Origin of the sequence: Streptomyces sp. NPDC057302 (genome assembly GCF_042667685.1) — a bacterium.
In the GTDB taxonomy this organism is placed as follows: domain Bacteria; phylum Actinomycetota; class Actinomycetes; order Streptomycetales; family Streptomycetaceae; genus Streptomyces.
In genome coordinates, this window is record NZ_JBHUZJ010000001.1 from 21,803 (window position 1) to 45,478 (window position 23,676).

Below are 23,676 nucleotides of genomic sequence, written 5' to 3' on the forward strand. Positions count from 1 at the left end.
CTGAAACTCTCCTGCACTGAAATTATCTTTCGGGATCACAAGGGACTGCTGAAACTTTCATGTCAGCACCTGATCCTGTCAACCGCGGGCGCCCGGCAAAGATCTGACACTGCATCAGAAAATCTCTTCCGTCGTCCGGACGGCTGCGGCATCCTGCGCCCATGCAGACAGACCTGAGCAGGAAACTGGGGATCGAGCACGCCATCTTCGGCTTCACGCCCTTCCCGGCGGTGGCGGCCGCCATCAGCAGGGCGGGCGGATTCGGTGTGCTCGGCGCGGTCCGCTACACGGCGCCCGACGAGCTGGCCCGGGATCTCGACTGGATGCAGGAGCACGTCGACGACCGGCCCTACGGACTCGATGTCGTGATGCCCGCGAAGAAAATCGAAGGGGTGAGCGAGGCCGACGTCGAGGCCATGATCCCCGAAAGCCACCGGCAGTTCGTCAAGGACACTCTCGGCAAGTACGGCGTACCCGAACTGGCCGAAGGCGAAGCCTCCGGCTGGCGCATCACCGGCTGGATGGAGCAGGTCGCCCGCAACCAGCTCGACGTCGCCTTCGGCTACCCGATCAAGCTGCTCGCCAACGCGCTCGGCTCGCCGCCCGCCGACGTGATCCGGCGCGCCCACGACCAGGACGTCCTCGTCGCCGCCCTGGCGGGCAGCGCCCGGCACGCGCGGAAGCACGCGGACGCGGGCATCGACATCGTCGTCGCGCAGGGCTACGAGGCGGGCGGTCACACCGGCGAGATCGCCTCCATGGTCCTTACGCCCGAAGCCGTCGAGGCGGTCGCGCCGCTGCCGGTCCTGGCGGCCGGCGGCATCGGCAGCGGGGAGCAGATCGCGGCCGCGTTCGCGCTCGGCGCGCAGGGCGTGTGGCTCGGCTCCCTCTGGCTCACCACGACGGAGGCCGACATGCACTCGCGGGCGCTCACCGAGAAGCTCCTGGCGGCGGGCTCGGGCGACACGGTCCGCTCGCGCGCGCTGACGGGCAAGCCCGCACGTCAGCTGCGCACCGAATGGACCGACGCCTGGGACGACCCGAGCGGCCCCGGCACGCTGCCCATGCCGCTGCAAGGGCTCCTGGTCGCCGAGGCGGTCTCGCGCATCCAGAAGTACGAGGTCCAGGCGCTGCTCGGCACGCCCGTCGGGCAGATCGTCGGCCGGATGAACAGCGAACGAAGCGTCCAGGCCGTCTTCGACGACCTGACCCGCGGTTTCGAGCGCGCCATCGACCGCGTGAACCGCATTGCCGGACGCGACTGACGACCGGACGCGACTGACGACCGGACGCCACGGACGAGACGACGGAGGAGAGGTCCTTATGAGCAGCATGCCGGGCAGCACGCCCCCCAACGGCTTCTGGGCGCAGGCCGAAGCGGACCCGGACCGCACGGTCCTGACCGCGCCCGACGGCGAGGAGTGGACCGCGCGGCGCCTGTACGCGGCGACCAACCAACTCGTCCACGGGCTGCGCGCCGCGGGCCTCGAACGCGGCGACGCCTTCGCCGCCGTCCTGCCCAACGGCGTCGAGTTCCTCACCGCGTACCTGGCGGCCTCCCAGGCCGGGCTCTATCTCGTCCCGGTCAACCATCATCTGGTCGGACCCGAGATCGCCTGGATCGTCGCCGACTCCGGAGCGAAGGTGCTCATCGCGCACGAGCGCTTCGGGCAGGCGGCGACCGCCGCCGCCGACGAGGCGAAGCTCCCGGCCACGCACCGGTACTCCGTGGGCGATGTGGCGGGCTTCCGTCCCTACGCCGAACTCCTCGCCGGGCAGCCGGAGTCCGTGCCCGACGAGCGCACCCTCGGCTGGGTCATGAACTACACCTCGGGCACCACGGGCCGCCCGCGCGGCATCCGGCGCCCCCTGTCCGGCAAGCTCCCCGAGGAGGCCTACCTCGGCGGCTTCCTCGGCATCTTCGGCGTCAAGCCCTTCGACGGCAACGTGCACCTCGTCTGCTCGCCGCTCTACCACACGGCGGTCCTCCAATTCGCGGGCGCGGCCCTGCACATCGGCCACCCGCTGGTCCTGATGGACAAGTGGACGCCCGAGGAGATGCTCCGCCTCATCGACACGTACAAGTGCACGCACACGCACATGGTGCCGACCCAGTTCCACCGCCTGCTCGCCCTGCCGGACGCGACGAAGGCCGCGTACGACGTGTCGTCGATGCGGCACGCCATCCACGGCGCCGCGCCCTGCCCCGACCACGTCAAGCGGGCGATGATCGAGTGGTGGGGCGAGTGCGTCGAGGAGTACTACGCGGCCAGTGAGGGCGGCGGCGCCTTCGCCACCGCGCAGGACTGGCTGAAGCGGCCGGGCACGGTCGGAAAGGCCTGGCCCATCAGCGAACTCGCCGTCTTCGACGACGACGCCAACCGCCTGCCGCCCGGTGAACTGGGCACCGTCTACATGAAGATGAGCACCGGCGGATTCTCGTACCACAAGGACGAGTCCAAGACGAAGAAGAACCGCATCGGCGACTTCTTCACGGTCGGCGACCTCGGCTACCTGGACGAGGACGGCTACCTCTACCTGCGCGACCGCAAGATCGACATGATCATCTCGGGCGGGGTCAACATCTACCCCGCCGAGATCGAGTCCGCGCTGCTCACCCACCCCGCCGTCGCGGACGCCGCGGCGTTCGGCATCCCGCACGACGAGTGGGGCGAGCAGGTCAAGGCGGTCGTGGAGGTCGCGGAGGGCCACACGGCGGGCGAGGCCCTGGCGGCGGACATCCTCGGCCACTGCGAGCGCCAACTCGCGGGCTACAAACGCCCCAAGAGCGTCGACTTCATCGAGACCATGCCACGAGACCCGAACGGCAAGCTGTACAAGCGACGTTTGCGTGAGCCGTACTGGGAGGGACGCGAGCGCGCGGTGTAGAGGGAGGGGCACCCCGCGTCGGGCAGGACGCGGGGTGCCCCTGTTGCCTCTTTCGGCTGACGCGGCGCGAATCCTCAGCCGTGCTGGCGGACCTTCACCACCTTCAGCCCCGGATCACGCCGAATGTCCTTCTCGCAGAACCGCGAGGTGACCCAGCGCTCATCGGAGTACAACCGCGTCTGATCGCGGTAGTGCGGCGAGTTCGGGTTCGACGACTGCGAGTAGGTCAGGAGCGTGCGCGCCTTCGGGCAGCTGCTCTTGTCCCAGCCGACCGCCTGGATGTGGCTGGAACCGTGCGCGACCTCGGTGTAGCCGCCGCCCTTCGCGTCCCAGACCGGCTCGACCTTGTTCCACACGCCGATCGACTCCGTGCCGCCGTGGACGGGAAGCCGCTGCGAGCCGCGTTCGACGAACTGGTTCTTGCCCAGCGGCGCGTTCAGCGCGATGCCGGCGCCGCGCAGCTCGCCCACCGCGTCGGCGAGCGCGGTCCTGAAGCCCGGCGCGCCCGTGTTGAGGGTGTTCGGGGTGCGCACCGGGTCGGCGGCGGAGAACGGCACCTTCCACAGCTGGGCGTTCGGCACGGCGGCCAGGAGCCCCCGCCAGAAGCGGTCGAAGAGCAGCGCGCCCCTGCTGTCCGTGTTCATGCTGTGGTCCCAGGCCTTGAGGACGTCACAGGCCTCGCGCACGTCGACCGCCTTGCCGTCGCTGCCGGTCGCCGTGCCCCCGGGCAGCGCGGCACACGCGCGTGCGGCGTCGTCGGCGGCCAGATCGCCCGCGGGCGCCCGGTTCGCGAACTGCTGCTTCTGGAGGTCCTTGACCGTCAGGCCGCCTTCCTTCGCCATCGCCGCGAGGTCCTCGACGGCACCGCGCGTGCGCATGGAGCGCTGCGTACCGATCGTCCCGAAGATCCGCTCGTACCCCGTGAGCGGCCGGTCCGCGTTGGTGAGCCACGCGCTGTCGTTGGAGTTCTCCGCGTACGGGGCGTCCTTGAGGGTGGGCATCTTCGACGGGCCGAAGACGCCGGGTTGCACGGCGTCCTTGTCCGAGCCGATGGCGCAGTCACCGCGTGACCCGTCGAGTACGGCCACGCCCGACGCCGGATACGTCACCTTCCCCAGGTCGGTGGAGCAGCGCTTGGCCAGGTCGTCGGTGATGCGGGGCAGCACCTGCGACTGGCTGAGCAGCGAGTGGCCCTTGCGGTCCGCGGCGACGGTGTTGACCCACGGAAGACCCTGGGTGTCGCGCAGCGCCTTCAGCACGCCGTCGGTGGAGCGGGCCTTGCCGAAGCCGAGGTCGGTGTCGCTGCCGCGCATGTTCCTGGCGTTGGGGTCGTTCAGGGCGTACGCCGTCTTCGCGGACCACGGCAGCGGCAGCTGCGCGCTGAGGCCGGTGGTGACCGGACCGTACCGGGTCCACCACTGGGTGCGGGTCACCGGAGCGCCGTCCTTGACCGGCACCTCGACCGTCCGCTTCGTCATCTTCTCCGGCTTGCCGTCCACCAGATAGGTGGTCGGATCGGCCGGATCCAGGGTCAGCTGATGCAGGTTGAGGGTCACGCCGGTCGCCACCGTGTGGCTCCACGCCACATCGCCGTTGAAACCGATGTTGACGACGCTCGTGCCGATCAGCGAACCGCCCGAGACGTTCAGCTCGCCGGGGATGGTCTGCTGCGACTGCCAGAAGCGGCGGCCACCCTGCCAGGGGTAGTGCGGGTTGCCCAGCAGCAGTCCCTTGCCGTTCGCGGTCGTCTTCCCGCTGAAGGCGACGGCGTTGGAGCCCATGACGGCCTCGTCGGCCGAGAAGAGCTTGCGTGCCTCCTTCGCGGTGCGCGCCGGGTCGGGTGCGCGGTCGCGGTCCGGCGCGGTCGCGGCCGGCGGCTGCGCGGCGGTGATGCCGTCGATGCCGCGGCCCTGACCGCCGAGGACCTGGACGGCGAAGCCCTGCCTGGCCACGTCCAGGGCGGTGATCGGGCGCAGCCACTTGGCCTTCTTGCAGGCCGGATCGGTGACGCGGTTCTGCTTCAGCCAGGCGTTGTAGCCCGCCGCGAAGCCGTGCATCAGCTTCTTCGACGTGCGGCTGGGACCTGCCGGAGCGGGCTCGTCGAGCAGCTTCTCCACCGTGCGCGTGTCGCGGACGCCGCCGAAATAGAGGTCGCTCGCGAGGTTCGTGGTCGCCGAGGACAGCGAACCGTCCGGCTTGCCCTCAGGGCCGAAGTAGCGCGACCGCTCCCCGCGCAGGGTCATGTACCCCTCGGCCAGGGTGCAGACCTGGTCGGCGGCCTGCGCCCATCCGGTGCCGAAGCCGAGGTTCTCGTAGTCCTTGGCGAGGATGTGCGGAATGCCGTACTGGGTGTAGCGGACGGTCGCGGAGAGACCGCCGCCCGACGGGTGGGCGTCGCGCGCCTGTGCCGCGCCGGCGCCGGACGACGGCAAGAGGGCCGTGGCCGTCAACAGGCTGATGCCGAGGGCCGTCAGGCGTCTTGTACGGGTACGCATGGTGCCTCCCAACTGCGCTTGGAGAAAGGGCGGTTGAGCATACCAATCGGTATGTCACTTGATCGAGTACCGAAACGGACCAGTTCGCGGCCCGTCCGGAGCCTTGACCCCCGAGTCGCACGCGGCACAGGATCACGCCATGACGGGTGTACGCGGCAATACGGTCGACGGGGTACTTCGGCGGAGCGCGCGACGCGTGCCGGAGCGAGTGGCTCTACGCTACGGCGAGCGCGCCTGGACGTACGCGGAGTTGGACGACGCGGTCTCGCGCGCGGCCCGGCTGCTGCGCACCGAAGGGCTCGGCCACGGCGACCGCGTCGGCGCCTACGCCCACAACTCGGACGCCTACCTCATCGGCTTCCTGGCCTGCTCACGGGCGGGCCTGGTCCATGTGCCGGTCAACCAGAACCTCGTCGGCGACGACTTGGCGTACATCGTGGCCCAGTCGGGCAGTTCCCTCGTCCTCGCCGACCCGGATCTCGCCGGGCGCCTTCCCGGCGACGTCCGCGTGCTCACCCTGCGTGACGCGGACGACTCCCTCCTGTCGCGGCTCGCGGCGACGCCTGCGTACGACGGGGAGGAGCCCGGCGAGGGCGACTTGGCCCAGCTGCTGTACACCTCCGGTACAACTGCCCTCCCAAAGGGCGCCATGATGAGCCACCGCGCCCTCGTGCACGAGTACGTCAGCGCCATCACCGCCCTGGACCTCAAGGAGACGGACAAGCCCGTCCACTCCCTGCCGCTCTACCACTCGGCGCAGATGCACGTCTTCCTGCTGCCCTACCTCGCGGTGGGCGCCGAGAACACCATCATCGACGCGCCCGACGCCGAGCGGATCTTCGACCTCGTCGAGGCGGGCCGCGCCGACAGCCTCTTCGCGCCGCCCACCGTGTGGATCGGCCTCTCGAACCACCCCGGCTTCGCCACCCGTGACCTCGGCGCCCTGCGCAAGGCCTACTACGGGGCGTCGATCATGCCCGTCCCCGTCCTGGAGCGGCTGCGCGAACGGCTGCCGTCGCTCGGGTTCTACAACTGCTTCGGGCAGAGCGAGATCGGCCCGCTCGCCACGGTCCTCGGGCCCGGCGAGCACGAGGGGCGGCTGGACTCCTGCGGGCGCCCGGTCCTGTTCGTCGAGGCCCGGGTCGTCGACGAGAGCGGCGCCGAGGTGCCCGACGGCACGCAGGGCGAAGTCGTCTACCGCTCACCGCAGTTGTGCGAGGGCTACTGGGACAAGCCCGAGGAGACCAAGGAGGCGTTCCGTGACGGGTGGTTCCACTCCGGGGACCTCGCCGTGCGGGACGAGGAGGGCTACTTCACGGTCGTCGACCGGGTGAAGGACGTCATCAACTCCGGCGGTGTCCTCGTCGCGTCGCGCCAGGTCGAGGACGCGCTCTACACCCACGAGCGGGTCGCGGAGACGGCCGTGATCGGGCTGCCGGACGAGCGCTGGATCGAGGCGGTCACCGCCGTCGTCGTACGCGATGGAGACGTCACCGAAGCCGAACTCATCGCGCACGCACGCGAGAAGCTCGCCCACTTCAAGGCGCCCAAACGGGTCCTCTTCGTGGACGAGCTGCCGCGCAACGCGAGCGGGAAGATCCTCAAGCGGGAGCTGCGGGACCGCTTCAGCGGGTCGTAGGACTTGCTCGGAGTCATGGGCCTTACTTGTCGCGAAGGTCCACGATCCGCTTGAACTTCCCCACCGACCGCTCGATCGTCTCCGGATCGACGATCTCGACCGCCACCGAGACGCCGATGCCGTCCTTCACCGCCGACGCGATCTCCCGGGCCGCGGCATCGCGCCGCTCGGGAGTCGTGTCCGCGCGGGACTCTGCCCGGACCGTCAGCGCGTCCATGCGGCCCTCGCGGGTCAGGCGCAGCTGGAAGTGCGGGGCGATGCCCGGCGTCCGCAGGACGATCTCCTCCACCTGCGTGGGGAAGAGGTTCACGCCCCGCAGGATCACCATGTCGTCCGTGCGGCCCGTGACCTTCTCCATCCGGCGGAAGGTCCGCGCGGTGCCGGGCAGGAGGCGGGTCAGGTCCCGGGTGCGGTAGCGGATGACGGGCATGGCCTCCTTGGTGAGGGAGGTGAAGACCAGCTCGCCGCGCTCGCCGTCCGGGAGCACCGCACCGGTGACCGGGTCCACCACCTCCGGATAGAAGTGGTCCTCCCAGATGTGCAGGCCGTCCTTGGTCTCCACGCACTCCTGGGCGACACCGGGGCCGATGACCTCGGAGAGCCCGTATATGTCGACCGCGTCGATCGCGAACCGCTCCTCGATCTCGCGGCGCATCTCCTGCGTCCACGGCTCGGCGCCGAAGATGCCGACCTTCAGGGACGTCGTGCGCGGGTCGACGCCCTGGCGCTCGAACTCCTCCAGGAGCGTCAGCATGTACGAAGGGGTCACCATGATGATCTCGGGGCGGAAGTCCTGGATCAGCTGGACCTGGCGCGCGGTCATGCCGCCGGACGCGGGAATCACCGTACAGCCGAGCCGCTCGGCTCCGTAGTGCGCGCCGAGGCCGCCGGTGAACAGGCCGTAGCCGTACGCCACATGGACCTTGTGCCCGGGACGGCCGCCCGCCGCGCGGATCGAACGGGCGACGACGTCCGCCCACATCGACAGGTCCTGCTCCGTGTAGCCGACCACCGTCGGCCGCCCCGTCGTGCCGCTGGACGCGTGCAGGCGCCGCACCTCGGACTGCTCGACCGCGAACATCCCGAAGGGGTAGTTGTCCCGCAGATCGGCCTTGGCCGTGAACGGGAAGCGGGCGAGGTCGGCGAGCGTACGGCAGTCGTCGGGGCGCAGGCCCGCCTTGTCGAACGCCGCCCGGTAGAAGGGCACGTTCTCGTAGGCGTGCAGCAAGGTGTCCTGGAGGCGCTCCAGCTGGAGCGCCTCCAGCTCCTCGCGCCCGAGGCGCTCCGCCGCGTCCAGCATGGCCGTCATATGGAGGTTCTCCCGTCCCAAACGGGCGACCGATCATTCGGTCGTCGATCTTCTGTCCAGGTCAGTAATCCAGCCCCGGGGGCGGCCGTCAAGAGATCGCACAGGGCCGCCCCCAGCTGGGGCGCTGCGGCCGAACGGCATTGTCCGGGTGCGGCGCGAGATGTGATGATCACCCCCATGCCGACATTCACCGCATACGACGGGACCGAGCTCGCTTACCACGAGAAGGGGGACGGCGAGCCGCTGCTCTGTGTGCCGGGCGGCCCCATGCGCGCCTCCGCCTACCTCGGCGATCTCGGCGGCCTGACGGCGCACCGCCGTCTGATCCTGCTCGACCTGCGCGGCACGGGCGACTCCGCCGAGCCGGCCGACCCGTCGACGTACCGCTGTGACCGGCTCGTGGACGACGTCGAGGCGCTGCGCGAGCACCTGGGCCTCGACGAGGTGGACCTGCTCGGCCATTCGGCGGCGGGCAGCATCGCCGCGCTGTACGCGGCCCGCCACCCGAAGCGGATCCGCCGCCTCGTCCTGATCGCTCCGGCCACCCAGTCCCTTGGCCTGACCCTGGGCGCACGGGATCACCTCGATGCCGCCCTCGCCCACCAGGGCGAGCCCTGGTACCCCGCCGCCGAGGCCGCCCTGAAGGAGATCGAAGCCGGACGCAGCCCCCTTGAGGTGTGGGACGCGATCGTGCCCCTCGCCTACGGGCGCTGGGACGACGCGGCGCGGGCGCACCAGGCGGCGAGCGCGAGGGAGAAGAACGCCGGGGCCGCCGCCCTGTTCTACGGCGACGGCGCGTTCGACCCGCCCGCCACGCGCGCCGCCCTGGCCGCTCTTGCGGCGCCGGTGCTGGTCCTCGCCGGTGAGTACGACGGGGCGCCCAACCCCGCGCACGCGCAGGAGTTCGCCGGGTTCTTCCCGCGCGGGGTGCGTCAAGTGCAGCCCGGCGGCGGGCACTTCCCGTGGCTGGACGATCCGGAGTGGTTCGCTCGGCGCGTGGCGGGATTCCTGGCGCAGGACTAGGTCTTTCGGTCTACTGAGGAGAACATCGTGCGTCTTACCTCGTACGCGGGGCGTCTGTTCACCGCCGGGGCCGTGAGCGTGGCTCTGCTGGCCGGGAGCGGGAGCGGGAGCGGGGGCGCTGTCGCTGCGGCCCCGGCGCGGCCGTCCGCGGGTGCTTCGGCCGACGCCTCTGCCGGGTCCTACGCCCGGCTTCACACGCTGGCCGATCTCGCGGCGCGGCGGCTGGCCACGGCCGATCTTGTCGCTGCCGCGAAGTACGGCACGGGCAGTCCCATCGACGACCCCGCCCGCGAGAAGCAGGTCCTCGACGACGTCGCGCGGCAGGCGCGGGAGGTGGGTGCGGATCCCGAGGCGACCGTGCGGATCTTCCGGGACCAGATCGAGGCGAACAAGGTGGTGCAGCGGGAGTTGCACCGCCGGTGGGACGCGCATCCTTCGCAGGCGCCGGGGCCCGGGGAGCGGCCTGATCTCGGGGAGGTCCGGGAGGAGATCAACCGGGTGAACCGGTTGCTGGTTCGGGGGATCGCCGAGTCTCCGGGCGCGCGGGCCGCGGCGTCCTGCCGGGGGGTGCTCGCTGTGGCGGGTGTACGGGTTCGGGGCGAGCGGCGGCTTGATGTGCTGCACACGGTGGGCCTGGGGCGGGCACTGGCATCCGTCTGCGCGGCTTGACGGTTCGGGTGGGTGGTCGGCGTGGGTGCCGTGCCCACCGGTCGCGTCGTGCCCACCGTTCGTGCCGTGCCCACCGGTCGCGCCGTGCCCACCGTTCGTGCCGCCCCCGCAATCAGCCCCCCGCCGCCACCGACTTCGCCCAGCGGTAGTCCGCCTTGCCGCTCGGTGAGCGTTGGATCTCGGTGGTGAAGACCACGGCTCGGGGGATCTTGTAGCCGGCGAGGCGTGTGCGGCAGTGGGTCTGGATGGATTCGAGGTCCAAGGAGGGTGCGCCTTCGCGGAGTTGGACCACGGCGGCGACTCGGTTGCCCCAGCGTTCGTCGGGGACCCCGGCGACCAGCGCGTCGTACACGTCCGGATGGGACTTCAGCGCCTGCTCGACCTCCTCCGGATACACCTTCTCGCCACCGGTGTTGATGCACTGCGAGCCGCGTCCCAGGACGGTGACTATGCCCTCCTCGTCGACCGTCGCCATGTCGCCGAGCAGCACCCAGCGCTCGTCGCCCTTCTGGAAGAAGGTCTCGGCGGTCTTCGCCGGGTCGTTGTAGTAGCCGAGCGGCACATGGCCGCGCTGGGCCAGCCGGCCCGGCACGCCCACCGCCACCGGGTCGAGGGTGACCAGATCGACCACCTGCGTACGTTCGTTGACCTCCAGGCGGAAGCCCTTCTCCGGGCCCGAGTCGTCCGTCGCCTTGCCGTTGGAACCGGACTCCGAGGAGCCGAAGTTGTTCAGGAGCAGGACGTTCGGCGCCAGTTCCTGGAACTGCGCGCGGACCGTCTCCGACATGATCGCGCCCGATGACGAGACGCTGAACAAGGACGACAGGTCGGTGCCCTTGAGCGGGCCGTGCAGGGCGTCGATGAGGGGCCTGAGCATCGCGTCGCCCACCAGCGACACGCTGGAGACCTTCTCCCGCTCGATGGTGCGGAGCACCTCTTCGGGGACGTACTTGCGGTGGATGGCCACCCGCTGGCCGTAGTTGAAGGCGATGAACGATGTCAGCGTCGACGTGCCGTGCATCAGCGGGGGAGCGGGGAAGAACGTGATGCCGGGGCCGCCCGCGGCGACCCGCTCCGCCAGTTCCTCGGGGCGCTTCACCGGCTCGCCCGCGGGTTCACCGCCGAAGAGCCCGGCGAAGAACAGGTCCTCCTGGCGCCACATGACGCCCTTGGGCATGCCCGTGGTGCCACCGGTGTAGATGATGAACAGGTCGTCGGCCGAGCGCGCCGCGAACCCGCGCTCCGGCGAACCCGCCGCCTCCGCCTGCGCGAAGGCCACCACGTCGAGCGCGGGAGCGTCGGCCGGCGGGGTCCCCACCCGCACCAGATGCCGCAGCTTCTCCGTACGCGGCATCGCGGCCGAGACCCGCTCGGTGAACTCCGCGTCGAAGACGAGGGCGGCGAGATCCGCGTCGCGGTAGAGGTAGACCAACTCCTCTTCCACGTAACGGTAATTGACGTTCACCGGAACCAGGCGTGCCTTGAGGCAGGCGAGCACGGTCTGGAGGTACTCGACGCCGTTGTAGAGGTGGAGCCCCAGATGCTCGCCGGGCTTGAGGCCGCTGTCGATCAGATGGTGCGCGAGGCGATTGGCGGCCCGGTCGAGCTCGGCGTACGTCAGCCTGCGTTCCGCCCCGGTGCCGGGGTGATCGATGTACACGAGCGCCTCGCGGTCGGGGACCACGTCGACGACCGACTCGAACAGGTCGGCAAGGTTGTACTCCACCGCTCCTCCTGACCCCGGCGTCATCTCTTCTGGCGGTCATCAGAGCAGAGGCACCCACAAGTGGGAAGGGTGCCCGTTGAAGAAATCTGACTGACTGTCAGAAAACTATTGAACTGGCTCCCCGCCTACTGCAACCTGTTCCAGGTCCGAAGCCGACAGCAGGTGGTCGACGCAGGCCGGCCGTTGATGAGCCGTTACGAGAAGGAGCACGGCTATGGGTGGGACGGAACACTTGGGGACGGAACATCTCGCTGTGCAGCGCGAAGGCGCCACACTGATACTCACGCTCAACCGGCCGGAGGCGAAGAACGCGCTCTCGCTGCCGATGCTGGTGGGCCTCTACGACGGGTGGGTGGCCGCCGACGAGGACGACGCGATCCGCTCGGTCGTGCTCACCGGGGCGGGCGGCGCGTTCTGCGCCGGAATGGACCTCAAGGCCCTCGCGGGCAAGGGGATGGACGGCGAGCGGTACCGCGACCGCATGAAAGCCGATCCCGATCTGCACTGGAAGGCGATGCTGCGCCACCACCGCCCCCGCAAACCCGTCATCGCGGCGGTCGAGGGGTACTGCGTCGCCGGTGGCACGGAGATCCTCCAGGGCACGGACATCCGGGTGGCGGGCGAGTCCGCGACCTTCGGCCTCTTCGAGGTCAAGCGCGGCCTGTTCCCCATCGGCGGTTCTACCGTCCGCCTCCCGCGCCAGATCCCCCGTACGCACGCCCTGGAGATGCTGCTCACCGGGCGCCCCTACTCGGCGGCCGAGGCCGCGTCGATCGGCCTCGTCGGCCACGTCGTCCCGGACGGCACCGCGCTGGAGAGGGCCCTCGTCATCGCCGAGCAGATCAACGCGTGCGGGCCGCTCGCCGTGGAGGCGGTCAAGGCGTCCGTCTACGAGGCCGCGGAGATGTCCGAGGCGGACGGCCTTGCGGCCGAGCTGAAGCGGGGGTGGCCCGTCTTCGACACGGCCGACGCGAAGGAGGGCTCCCGAGCCTTTGCGGAGAAGCGGGACCCGGTGTTCCGGCGGGCGTAGGTCGTGTCCCGGCTGCGGGTCCGTCGTGGCTGGTCGCGCAGTTTCCCGCGCCCCTTTCGGGGCGCCCCGCCGCTCCCATCGCTCAGCTCAGAAACGGAGTTCTGCTCATGGCATCCGCTCCCTCGCCCGACGTACTGCGTGCCCCTCTCGTCGTCGAGTTCCCCTTCACCCGTTCCCTCGGGCCCGTGCAGAGTGCCTTTCTCACCGGGCTGCGCGAGCGCACCGTGCTCGGGGTCAAGACCACCGACGGGCGCACGCTCGTCCCGCCCGTCGAGTACGACCCCGTCACCGCCGACGAGATCCGCGACCTGGTCGAGGTCGGTGCCACCGGCACCGTCACCACCTGGGCCTGGAACCACGAACCCCGCAGGGGGCAGCCGCTCGCGCAGCCCTTCGCCTGGGTCCTGGTGCAGCTCGACGGCGCCGACACCGCCCTGCTGCACGCCCTGGACGCGCCGGGCCCCGACGCGGTCAGGACCGGCATGCGCGTGCGGATCCGCTGGGCCGCCGAACGCACCGGCGCCATCACCGACATCGCCTGCTTCGAGGCGTACGAGGGTGCGGCGCAGGGTGGTGCGGCCGGGCCGCACGACGGGGTGTTCGACGAGCCCGTGACCGGCATCGTCGCCCACGCGCGCCTCGACTACGTCTACGCGCCGGGCCGCGCCCAGACCGCCTACATCAAGGCGCTCTCCGACCAGAAGACCGTCGGCGAACGCTGCCCCTCCTGCCACAAGGTCTACGTCCCGCCGCGCGGCGCCTGCCCCACCTGCGGCGTCGCCACGACCGAGCGGGTGGAGGTCGGGCCGCGCGGCACCGTCACCACGTACTGCATCGTCAACATCAAGGCGAAGAACCTCGACATCGAAGTGCCCTACGTCTACGCGCACATCGCCCTCGACGGCGCCGACCTGGCCCTGCACTCCCGCATCGCGGGCATCCCCTACGACCAGGTGCGGATGGGCCTGCGCGTCGAGCCGGTGTGGACCGAGGGCGCCCGCTTCCCCGATCACTACCGGCCCACGGGCGAGCCGGACGCCGACTACGACACGTACAAGGAGCTGGTGTAGATGCCGTCCGCGAAGCCCTCCGGGAAGCCGTCCGTGATGCGGCCCGTCCGGGACATCGCCATCGTGGCCTTCGGGCAGACCGACCATCTGCGCTCCACCGACGAGCTCTCCGAGGTGGAGATGCTCATGCCCGTCCTGCACCAGGTCCTGGCCGCCACCGGCCTCAAGACCAGCGACATCGGCTTCACCTGCTCCGGCTCGTCGGACTATCTCGCCGGACGCGCCTTCTCCTTCACGATGGCGCTCGACGGGGTGGGCGCCTGGCCGCCGATCTCCGAGTCGCACGTCGAGATGGACGGGGCCTGGGCGCTGTACGAGGCGTGGACCAAGCTGCTGACCGGCGAGGCCGACACCGCGCTGGTGTACTCCTACGGCAAGTCGTCCCCCGGATCGGTGCGCGACGTGCTGACCCGGCAGCTCGACCCGTACTACGTGGCGCCGCTCTGGCCCGACTCGGTCGCCCTGGCCGCGCTCCAGGCGCAGGCCCTGATCGACGCGGGGGAGGCCGACGAGCCCGCGCTCGCCGGGGTCGCCGCGCGCAGCCGAGGAGACGCGTCAGCCAACCCGCACGCACAGCTGAGCGGTTCGGTTCCGCAGGGGGACTACGTCGTACGTCCTCTGCGCACCGGTGACTGCCCGCCCATCGGGGACGGGGCCGCCGCCGTGATCCTCGCGGCGGGGGAGCGGGCCCGTGAGCTGTGCGAGCGGCCCGCGTGGATCCGCGGGATCGACCACCGCGTCGAGGCGCACAGCCTCGGCGTGCGCGACCTCACCGACTCGCCCTCCAGCCGTCTGGCCGCCGAGCGCGCCGGCGCCTTCGAACGGCCCGTGGACACCGCCGAGTTGCACGCGCCGTTCACCTCCCAGGAAGTCGTCCTGTGCAAGGCGCTGAAGCTGGGCGACGACGTGGCGGTGAACCCCTCCGGGGGCGCGCTCGCCGCGAACCCCGTCATGGCCGCCGGTCTGATCCGGCTCGGTGAGGCCGCCGCCCGCATCCACCGGGGCGAGTCGGACCGGGCCCTCGCGCATGCCACATCCGGTCCCTGCCTCCAGCAGAACCTGGTCGCCGTCCTCGAAGGAGATTCGTGATGAGTGGGGTGGGCAAGGAGCCCGTGGCCGTCGTCGGGATCGGCCAGACCAAGCACGTCGCCGCCCGGCGGGACGTCTCGATCGCGGGACTCGTCCGCGAGGCGGCCCAAGCGGCGCTCGCGGACGCCGAGTTGACGTGGGCCGACATCGACGCCGTGGTCATCGGCAAGGCCCCCGACTTCTTCGAGGGCGTCATGATGCCCGAGCTGTACCTCGCCGACGCGCTCGGCGCGGTGGGCAAACCGATGCTGCGCGTCCACACGGCGGGCTCCGTCGGCGGGTCCACGGCTCTGGTCGCGTCGAACCTGATCGCGGGCCGCGTCCACGGCACCGTGCTCACCCTCGCCTTCGAAAAGCAGTCGGAATCCAACGCGATGTGGGGGCTCTCCCTCCCCGTCCCGTTCCAGCAGCCGCTCCTCGCGGGCGCGGGCGGCTTCTTCGCCCCGCACGTGCGTGCGTACATGCGGCGCACCGGCGCCCCCGACACGGTCGGCTCGCTCGTCGCGTACAAGGACCGCCGCAACGCCCTGAAGAACCCTTACGCCCACCTGCACGAGCAGGACATCACCCTGGAGAAGGTCCAGGCATCCCCGATGCTCTGGGACCCGATCCGCTACTCCGAGACCTGCCCGTCCTCCGACGGGGCCTGCGCGATGATCCTCACCGACCGTACGGGAGCGGCCCGTTCGCCCCGGCCGCCCGCCTGGATGCACGGCGGCGCGATGCGCAGCGAACCGACTCTCCACGCGGGCAAGGACTTCGTCTCCCCGCAGGCGGGCAAGGACTGCGCGGCCGACGTCTACCGGCAGGCGGGGATCTCCGACCCGCGGCGCGAGATCGACGCCGTGGAGATGTACGTGCCGTTCTCCTGGTACGAGCCGATGTGGCTGGAGAACCTGGGCTTCGCCGCGGAGGGCGAGGGTTGGAAGCTGACCGAGTCGGGCGTGACGGAGCTGGACGGCGATCTGCCCGTCAACATGTCGGGCGGCGTCCTGTCGACCAACCCCATCGGCGCCTCGGGCATGATCCGCTTCGCCGAAGCGGCACTGCAGGTGCGCGGTCAGGCCGGCGAGCACCAGATCGACGGGGCCCGCCGGGCACTCGGACATGCGTACGGGGGCGGCTCGCAGTTCTTCTCCATGTGGCTGGTCGGCGCGGAGCCGCCCACGACGTGACGGGTGTGCCGTGCCGGACGGGTGGGCGTCCTGCCTCCGCGGCCTGTCCGGCACCGGAACCGAAAGCTAGGCTGGCGGGCGGACGACGCATCGGGAGGAGCACGGACGTGGCCGAAGGCACCATTCAGCAGCATCCGCTCGCAGGTCAGCAGCGCCCGCTCGCGGGCTGGGACAAGCCGGAGCTCGACCTCAGCACAGCGGACTGGCAATCGGGCAGCGAGGGGCGGGGTGATGTGGAGATCGCCTTTGTCGAAGGATTCATCGCGATGCGCAACTCGGGGCGGCCCGAGAGCCCTTCCCTGATCTTCACTCCCGCGGAGTGGGGAGCATTCGTGCACGGCGCGCGTGCGGGGGAGTTCGATCTGACGTAGGCCGTGTGGGGCGTTGTGGACCCTCGTCTCCGGCTGTCGCGACCGCTCACGGCCCTCGCCGTGCTGACCTGGTGACTTTGGACTCTGTCCCCGGCCCGTCCGCTGGACGAGGCTGGGGCCGAAAGCAGAGCCCGGTCGACCTTGGCCTTGCGCCGGAGACGAGGAAGCCATGCGTGGCGCCCCGCCCGTTGAACCTGTTGTGGTGGCCGTCGACGGTTCGGCGGGCAGCGACCACGCCCTGGAATGGGCCCTGACCGCCGCGCGGCTGCGGAAGGCGCCGCTGCGCATCGTGCACGTGCGGCAGTACGCGATGCCGCTGGCCGATGGTCCGCACATGCCGACCATCGACCACCGGCTCGACGCCGACCCGGTCATCGACCGCACGCGCCGGGCGCTTGAGCGGCGCCCCGAGCTGCCTCCCCTGGACTTCGCCGTCGTGGAGGGCGCCCCCGGGCGGGACGTTCCCAGGCTCGGCGACGGGGCGCGGCTGCTGGTGCTCGGATCACGCGGGCGCGGCGGCTTCGCCAGTCTGCTGCTCGGCTCGAAGGGGCTCGCGAGCGCGCGGGAGGCCGCGTGCCCCGTGGTGGTGGTGAAGCCGGGCGACGAGCGCGCGGCGGGCGCCGCGCCGCGGGTGGTGCTCGGGCTCGACACCTTCTCCCCGCACGACGAAACGATCGCCTTCGCCTTCGCGGAGGCGGCGCTGCGGGGCGCGGTCCTGCGCGTCGTCTGCGCCTATCCCGGACCCGTACTCGTCTACACGGCCACCGGCGACTTCGTGACCTCGGCGGAAGCGGACGCGGCGACCGCGGCACGGTACACGGAACTCGCGGGCGAGCAGCTGGCGCCCTTCCGGGAGCGGTACCCCAAGGTGAGCGTGGAGAGGGAGATCCTGCCCGGGGACGCGGCGGCGCTCCTGGTGGAGGCGTCGGGGGAGGCGCAGCTCGTGGTGGTGGGCCGGCACCAGAGCCGGATGCCGCTGGGAAGGCTGATGGGTTCGGTGACCAACGCGGTGCTGCTGCACGCGAAGAGCGCGGTGGCCGTGGTGCCTTCGGGGCCGCGGTAGCTCCGGGGAGCGCGCACACCCTTCGTCCGAAGTGGGTGTCACGGCCAACCGCACTGCTGTGGCCGAATCGGCTCCCGGCGGGCCCCGCGGGCGTAATCTGAAGTGTCCGAAGGGCAAGGCACGCGCAGCAGGAAGCGCCCGGCGCACCACCGTGGCGGGGGGTGTCCCATGGTGCATCACGTCACCCACGGCAAGCGTCCCCTCTTCGAGCGGGAAAGTGAACTCGCCGCAGTGGACGAGGCGTTGAGTGAACTGTGCGGTCTGTCGCGGGACGGCTCCGAGCCCCCGGACAGACCCCGGGGAGCGCTCATCGCCTTCGCGGGGCGCGCCGGCCTCGGCAAGACCTCCCTCCTCGCCGAGGCGCGCCGGCGCGCCGCCGCGAAGGGCTGCACGGTCACCTCGGCCCGCGGCGGCGACCAGGAGCAGCGGGTCGCTTTTCACGTGGCACGCCAGTTGGTGCAGCCGTTGCTCGCCTCCGTGCCCGAGGCGGAGCTGCGGGACGTCCTCGGCAGTTGGTACGCCATCGTCGGCCCGGCGCTCGGGCTCTGCGCCCCGCTGGACGGCTCGCCGCCCGACCCGCAGGGTCTGCGGGACGGGCTCGACTGGGTGCTCACCCATCTCGCCGTGCAGCGTGCCCCGTTGGTGGTCGTGATCGACGACGCGCACTGGGCCGACGCCGAGTCGCTGAGCTGGCTCTCCGCCTTCGCGCCCCGGGCCGAAGCCCTGCCGCTGCTGCTCGTGGTGGCCTACCGGCCCGAGGAACTGCCCGCCCATGCCGAGGAGTTCAGGGGGCTGCCGGGGCGGGCCGGGCAGCGGCCCATCGGGCTCGAACCGCTCAGCGCCACCGCCGTCGCCCGCCTCGTACGCGACGCGCTCGGTGCCCGTGCCGACGACGCGTTCTGCCGTGAATGCTGGGCGGTCACCGCGGGCAACCCGTTCGAAGCCGTGGAACTGACCGCGAAAGTGCACGACCGCGGCCTCACTCCCGACGAGGCGGGCGCGCATCTGCTGCGCGATCTCGCCGCGGCCGTGAAAGGCAGCGGTCTCGTCGCCCGCATGGAGCGGCTCGGCACCTCCACCGTCCGGTTCGCCTGGGCCTGCGCCGTCCTTGGCATCTCGGTCCCCCCGGCGCTCGCCGCCACCGTCGCGGGCATCGGCGAGCGGGAGGCCGCCGACTGCGCGGACCGGCTGCGCCAAGCCCGGGTCCTGACCGGCGCCCACACCCTGGAGTTCGTGCACCCGCTGATCGCCACCGCCGTCTACCGCGCCATCCCCGCGGGCGTGCGTGTCGCCCTGCACGGGCAGGCCGCCTGGTCCGTGGTCAACGCGGGGCTCGGCGCCTCCGCCGCCGCCCGCCATCTCCTCGAAGTCCACCCCGACGGCGACACCTGGGTCGTGCAGCAACTGCGCGCCGCCGCCCGCGAAACCGTCCGCGCCGGCGCACCCGACGCGGCCCGCCGCTATCTCGCCCGCGCCCTGCGCGAACCCCCGCCCTGGGAGGACCGCGCCGCGGTCCTCTTCGAACTCGGCTGCGCGTCCCACCTGACCGAACCGGCGACGACCGTCAACCACCTGCGCGCGGCGCTCGAAGAGCCCATCACCGACCCCGTCCTGCGCAACGGCATCGTCTACCGCCTCTCCCAGGTCCTCGCCCACTCCGACCGCCTGGGCGAGGCCTCCGACACCCTCGCCCGCGAGATCCGGGTGACCACCGAGCCACGGGTGCGGATCCGGATGCAGGCCGAGCAGTTCATGTGGGACGCCTTCCGGGCCGAGGAGCCGGACTCGCCCGCCCGCTCCCGCCGCCTGGCCCGCCTCGCCGACCGGCTGCCCGGCCGCGATCTCACCGAGCGGTACATCATCGGGCTCCGCGCCTGGGATGCGACCCTGCGCGCCGAACCCGCCGAGGCCGCCGTCCGGCACGCCGAGCGCGCCCTGGTCGGCGGGCTCGGCTGGGCCGAGGAGGACCGGGGCTTCGAGGTCCCCGTCCTGGTCGCGCTCACCTTCCTGTACGCCGACCGTCCCGGCCGGGCCGAGGAACTCTTCGCCGCCGGGATCGCCGACTTCGAGCGCCAGGGCTGGCGCGGCGCCCACCTGTCCTTCGCGTACACCCTTCTCGCGTACGTACGTTTCCGGCGCGGACGCCTCGCCGAAGCCGAGGACTTCGTGCGCGCCGGGCTGCGGATCGCCGAGCGGGTGGGGCCGGGCACGCCCGCGCACTGGTACGCGGTCGGCATCCTCATCGAGATCCTGCTGGCCCGCGGCCGCGTCGCCGAGGCCACCCGCACCGCCGAGGAGTACGACTTCGGGGAGCCCTTCCCCTCGGCCGTGGTCTTCCCCGACGCGCAGGCCGTGCACGGCGAACTGCTCCTGGCCCGCGGACTCACCAAGGACGCGGCGGCCGAACTCGCCGCCGCGGGCCGCCGCCTCGACCCGCGCGGCATGCGCAACCCCGCCTGGTGTCCCTGGCAGCTCCACCTCGCCCTCGCCGAAGCCGACGACGCGCCCGAGCGCGCCCTCGCCACCGCGTACGAAGCGCTCCGGCGCGCCCGCAGGTTCGCCACCGCCTCGGCGATCGGGCAGGCGCTGCGGATCACCGCCGAGGTCGCGCCGGGCTCCGCGCGCATCAAACTCCTGGAGGAGTCCGTCAGCCACCTGGAGCGCTCGCCCGCGGCGTACGAACTCGCGGTCGCGCTGGTCTGCCTGGGCGCCGAACTGCGCCGCGCGGGCCGCTCCAAAGATGCCGCCGACCCGCTGTACCGCGGGCTCGAAGCGGCCGTCCAGTGCGGCGCGGACGGCTTGGTCGAGCGGGCCCGCGAGGAGCTGGCGGCGGCCGGGCTGCGCCCCCGGCTGCTGCACAGCACCGAGACGGACACGCTCACCGCGCGCGAGCGCTCCGCCGCGGCGCTCACCGTCCGCGGCGAGCCGGCCGCCCGCGTCGCCGAGGAGCTGCACACGGACGAGGCGACCGTCGTCCGGCTGCTGTCCGCCGTCTACCGGAAAGTGGGAACGGATCACTCCGGTCTCGCCGCCGCGCTCGGCGTCCCACCACCCCCGCTGACCTCGCGCTGAACGCGGGACCGCCCCGTGGCCGCCCCGCGCGGACCGGCGCCGCCCCCGCGCCGACAAGCACCGCGGGACACGTACCATTGGCGCATGTCCTTCCTCCGCCGCCGCAGCTCCGCCACTCCCGCAGGGCCGGACTTCGATGTCCTCGCCATGGACCCGGGTGACTGGCCCGGCAACCTCGGCGCGGGCCTGCTGCCCGCCCCCGACGGCAGCTGTCAGGGCGTCTTCCTGCGCTACGACCTCTTCGGCGGCCGCGGCCCCGCGATGATCATCGGCAATCTGCCCGAGGGCTCCCCGGCGCGCGAGATCGGCGACGACGAGGTGCCCTTCGAGGTGGCCCAGCTGCTGCTCGCGCTGGAGAACGACGAGGAGGTCACCGTCGTCACCACCGAGGACATGCCGGTGATGCAGGGCGACAACCTCCTCATCGTGCGCCGCCTCAAGCTCTCCGAAACCCGCATCTCCTGCGTGCAGTTCGACCGCAGCGACGGCGTCCTGGTCACCATCGCCGCCTGGGACCGGCCGATCACCGACGATCTGTACGCGCTCCTGAAGCCGCTGCCCGCCGAGCTCTTCCAGCAGGGCTGAGACACCCCGGACCACCGAAGGACACCTGCCCACCCCGCTGCCTGAGGGGTGGGTTTTGTCATGTGCCTTGCCAGGCCAGTCATCGGACTTTTAACGTGACCGGTCATGACTCCCGGGATCTCGCGAAGAACCACGATGAAGACCGCCGTCGGCGGAGCGGCCGTACTGGCATCGGGTGGAGGCGCACTCGCCGGTACCGCGACCGCTACCGAGGAACGGCACGACGAGCGTGACACCTCCGATGAATCGTTGCTCTGGTACGCGGCACCCGCCGCCGACTGGGAGCGCGAGGCTCTGCCCATCGGCAATGGCGCACTGGGTGCCATGATCTTCGGCACCCTCGCCTCCGAGCGGCTCCAGTTCAACGAGAAGACCCTGTGGACCGGCGGCCCCGGCTCCCGTGAGGGGTACGACTTCGGCAACTGGCGCGAGGCCAGACCCGGCGCCCTCGACGCGGTGCGGGCCCAGCTCGACGAGAAGGGCGGCCTCACCCCCGCCGCGGTCGCGGCCGATCTCGGCCAGCCCCGCCGCGGCTACGGCGCCCACCAGACCTTCGGCGATCTGCACCTCGACATCCCGGACGCGCCCGACGCCACCTACCGCCGCGCCCTCGATCTCCGCCAGGGCCTCGCGACCGTCACGTACACCCACCAACAGGTTCGCCACGACAGGGAGTTCTTCGCCTCGTACCCCGACGGCGTGCTCGTCGGGCGCCTGACCGCCGACCGGCCCGCGAGCGTCAGCTGCACCCTGCGCCACACCTCGCCCCGTACCGACTTCACCGCGAAGGCCGACGGCGACCGGATCACCGTACGCGGTGAACTCGCCGACAACGGCCTGAAGTTCGAGGCGCAGCTGCGTGTGGTGCACCAAGGCGGCACCCGCACCGCGAACGCGGACGGCAGCATCACCGTCAGCGGCGCCGACCACCTCTGGTTCGCGCTCGCCGCGGGAACCGACTACGCCGACACGTACCCCGACTACCGGGGCCAGGACCCGCACGACACCGTCACCCGCACCGTCGACGGTGCCATCGCCCGCGGCCACGGCGCGCTCCGCGCCCGCCACCTGCGCGACCACGGAGACCTGTTCGGCCGCGTCGCCCTGGACATCGGCCAGGCGGCGCCCGCGGACGTCCCGACCGACCAGCTGCTCAAGGCGTACGGGGGAGGGGCGAGCGCGGCGGACCGCGCCCTCGAAGCCCTCTTCTTCCAGTACGGCCGCTACCTCCTCATCGCCTCGTCCCGCGCGGGCTCCCTGCCCGCCAACCTCCAGGGCGTGTGGAACAACAGCACCACCCCGCCCTGGTCGGCCGACTACCACACCAACATCAACCTCCAGATGAACTACTGGCTCGCCGAGGCCGCCAACCTCGCCGAGACCACCGCCCCCTACGACCGCTTCGTGGAGGCGCTGCGCGCGCCGGGGCGGCGCACGGCAAAGGAGATGTTCGGCTCCCGGGGCTGGGTGGTGCACAACGAGACCAACCCGTACGGCTTCACCGGCGTCCACGACTGGTCGACCTCCTTCTGGTTCCCCGAGGCCGCAGCCTGGCTCACCGCGCAGCTCTACGAGCACTACCGCTTCGACGGCTCCACGCAGTACCTGCGCTCCACCGCGTATCCGGCGATGAAGGAGGCTGCCGAGTTCTGGCTCGACAACCTCCGCACCGACCCGCGCGACGGCGCCCTCGTCGCCACCCCCAGCTACTCGCCCGAGCACGGCGACTTCACCGCCGGCGACTCCATGGCCCAGCAGATCGTCCACGACCTGCTCACCAACACCCTGGAGGCCGCCCGCGTCCTCGGTGACTCGGCCGCCTTCCGCGCCGAACTGGAGAAGACCCTCGGCAAGCTCGACCCCGGCCTGCGCGTCGGGTCCTGGGGCCAGCTCCAGGAGTGGAAGGCCGATCTGGACTCCAGGACCGACGACCACCGGCACGTCTCCCACCTCTACGCCCTGCACCCCGGCCGCCAGATCGAGCCCGGCAGCAAGTGGGCCGACGCCGCGAAGGTCTCCCTGACCGCGCGCGGCGACGGCGGCACCGGCTGGTCCAAGGCGTGGAAGGTCAACTTCTGGGCGCGGCTTCGCGACGGCGACCACGCGCACAAGATGCTGGGCGAGCAGCTCAAGTCCTCGACCCTGCCCAACCTCTGGGACACCCACCCGCCGTTCCAGATCGACGGCAACTTCGGCGCGACCTCCGGCATCGTGGAGATGCTCCTGCAGAGCCAGTTCGACGCCATCGAGGTCCTTCCCGCGCTGCCCGCGAGCTGGCCCGAGGGATCGGTGCGCGGACTGCGGGCGCGCGGCGGGGCACGCCTCGACATCGAGTGGTCGGGCGGACGCGCCACGCGCATCGTGCTCACCGCGTCACGCACCCGCGAACTCACCCTGCGCAGCGGCCTGTTGAAGGGCGGCGAGAAGACCTTCAAGGCGCGGGCCGGACAGCGGTACGTCTTCGACTGAGC

Annotated in this window: 17 protein-coding genes; 14 read left to right on the forward strand and 3 right to left on the reverse strand. The window is 71.5% G+C overall.

Going from position 1 to position 23,676, the window contains the following annotated elements; translation table 11 throughout:
• The first annotated feature begins 161 nt into the window (after positions 1-161).
• A complete protein-coding gene (locus ACFUPX_RS00100) occupies positions 162-1,265 on the forward strand; it encodes an NAD(P)H-dependent flavin oxidoreductase (protein ID WP_383313398.1) in 1,104 nt (367 codons plus the stop codon).
• A 67-nt stretch (positions 1,266-1,332) separates the two neighbouring features.
• Entirely contained in the window at positions 1,333-2,889 is a 1,557-nt protein-coding gene (locus ACFUPX_RS00105; protein ID WP_383313880.1) for an acyl-CoA synthetase, read from the forward strand.
• Positions 2,890-2,963: 74 nt separating this feature from the next.
• On the opposite strand, the gene ACFUPX_RS00110 is transcribed toward ACFUPX_RS00105, so the two are convergent.
• Positions 2,964-5,384, reverse strand: a complete 2,421-nt coding sequence (locus ACFUPX_RS00110) for a penicillin acylase family protein (protein ID WP_383313400.1) — start codon at positions 5,382-5,384, stop codon at positions 2,964-2,966.
• 139 nt (positions 5,385-5,523) lie between these two features.
• On the opposite strand from ACFUPX_RS00110, the gene ACFUPX_RS00115 reads away from it, so the two are divergent.
• On the forward strand, positions 5,524-7,023 hold the full coding sequence (locus tag ACFUPX_RS00115; RefSeq protein ID WP_383313402.1) for an acyl-CoA synthetase: 1,500 nt from the start codon (positions 5,524-5,526) through the stop codon (positions 7,021-7,023).
• A gap of 22 nt (positions 7,024-7,045) precedes the next feature.
• On the opposite strand, the gene paaK is transcribed toward ACFUPX_RS00115, so the two are convergent.
• The gene (paaK, locus tag ACFUPX_RS00120; RefSeq protein ID WP_383313404.1) at positions 7,046-8,332 is read right to left on the reverse strand and encodes a phenylacetate--CoA ligase PaaK; all 1,287 of its coding nucleotides are present in this window, start codon (positions 8,330-8,332) and stop codon (positions 7,046-7,048) included.
• 177 nt (positions 8,333-8,509) lie between these two features.
• On the opposite strand from paaK, the gene ACFUPX_RS00125 reads away from it, so the two are divergent.
• Positions 8,510-9,355, forward strand: coding sequence for an alpha/beta fold hydrolase (locus tag ACFUPX_RS00125; RefSeq protein WP_383313406.1), 846 nt, complete (start codon positions 8,510-8,512; stop codon positions 9,353-9,355).
• Between the two features lie 27 nt (positions 9,356-9,382).
• A complete protein-coding gene (gene aroQ, locus ACFUPX_RS00130) occupies positions 9,383-10,024 on the forward strand; it encodes a gamma subclass chorismate mutase AroQ (RefSeq protein WP_383313408.1) in 642 nt (213 codons plus the stop codon).
• Between the two features lie 112 nt (positions 10,025-10,136).
• Here the strand turns inward: aroQ and ACFUPX_RS00135 are convergent, their stop codons facing one another.
• Positions 10,137-11,750, reverse strand: coding sequence for an acyl-CoA synthetase (locus ACFUPX_RS00135; RefSeq protein ID WP_383313410.1), 1,614 nt, complete (start codon positions 11,748-11,750; stop codon positions 10,137-10,139).
• Between the two features lie 214 nt (positions 11,751-11,964).
• Between ACFUPX_RS00135 and ACFUPX_RS00140 the strand changes: the two genes are divergently transcribed.
• The 9 genes from ACFUPX_RS00140 (at position 11,965) to ACFUPX_RS00180 (ending at position 23,674) form a co-directional block, all read left to right on the forward strand.
• Positions 11,965-12,780 (forward strand): crotonase/enoyl-CoA hydratase family protein, encoded by an 816-nt coding sequence (locus tag ACFUPX_RS00140; protein WP_383313411.1) that lies wholly within the window; start codon positions 11,965-11,967, stop codon positions 12,778-12,780.
• A gap of 107 nt (positions 12,781-12,887) precedes the next feature.
• A complete protein-coding gene (locus ACFUPX_RS00145; RefSeq protein ID WP_383313413.1) occupies positions 12,888-13,850 on the forward strand; it encodes a Zn-ribbon domain-containing OB-fold protein in 963 nt (320 codons plus the stop codon).
• Complete coding sequence (locus tag ACFUPX_RS00150) at positions 13,851-14,939, forward strand: thiolase domain-containing protein (RefSeq protein ID WP_383313415.1); 1,089 nt, start codon at positions 13,851-13,853, stop codon at positions 14,937-14,939.
• 8 nt (positions 14,940-14,947) lie between these two features.
• Positions 14,948-16,114: a thiolase domain-containing protein gene (locus ACFUPX_RS00155; RefSeq protein ID WP_383313883.1), complete on the forward strand. Its 1,167-nt coding sequence runs from the start codon at positions 14,948-14,950 to the stop codon at positions 16,112-16,114.
• Positions 16,115-16,221: 107 nt separating this feature from the next.
• Positions 16,222-16,485 (forward strand): DUF397 domain-containing protein, encoded by a 264-nt coding sequence (locus tag ACFUPX_RS00160; RefSeq protein ID WP_383313417.1) that lies wholly within the window; start codon positions 16,222-16,224, stop codon positions 16,483-16,485.
• A 202-nt stretch (positions 16,486-16,687) separates the two neighbouring features.
• A complete protein-coding gene (locus ACFUPX_RS00165; protein WP_383313419.1) occupies positions 16,688-17,548 on the forward strand; it encodes a universal stress protein in 861 nt (286 codons plus the stop codon).
• A gap of 168 nt (positions 17,549-17,716) precedes the next feature.
• Positions 17,717-20,620, forward strand: coding sequence for an ATP-binding protein (locus ACFUPX_RS00170; RefSeq protein ID WP_383313421.1), 2,904 nt, complete (start codon positions 17,717-17,719; stop codon positions 20,618-20,620).
• Positions 20,621-20,704: 84 nt separating this feature from the next.
• A complete protein-coding gene (locus ACFUPX_RS00175) occupies positions 20,705-21,205 on the forward strand; it encodes a hypothetical protein (protein ID WP_383313423.1) in 501 nt (166 codons plus the stop codon).
• A gap of 135 nt (positions 21,206-21,340) precedes the next feature.
• On the forward strand, positions 21,341-23,674 hold the full coding sequence (locus ACFUPX_RS00180; protein WP_383313424.1) for a glycoside hydrolase N-terminal domain-containing protein: 2,334 nt from the start codon (positions 21,341-21,343) through the stop codon (positions 23,672-23,674).
• The last annotated feature ends 2 nt before the right edge of the window (positions 23,675-23,676 follow it).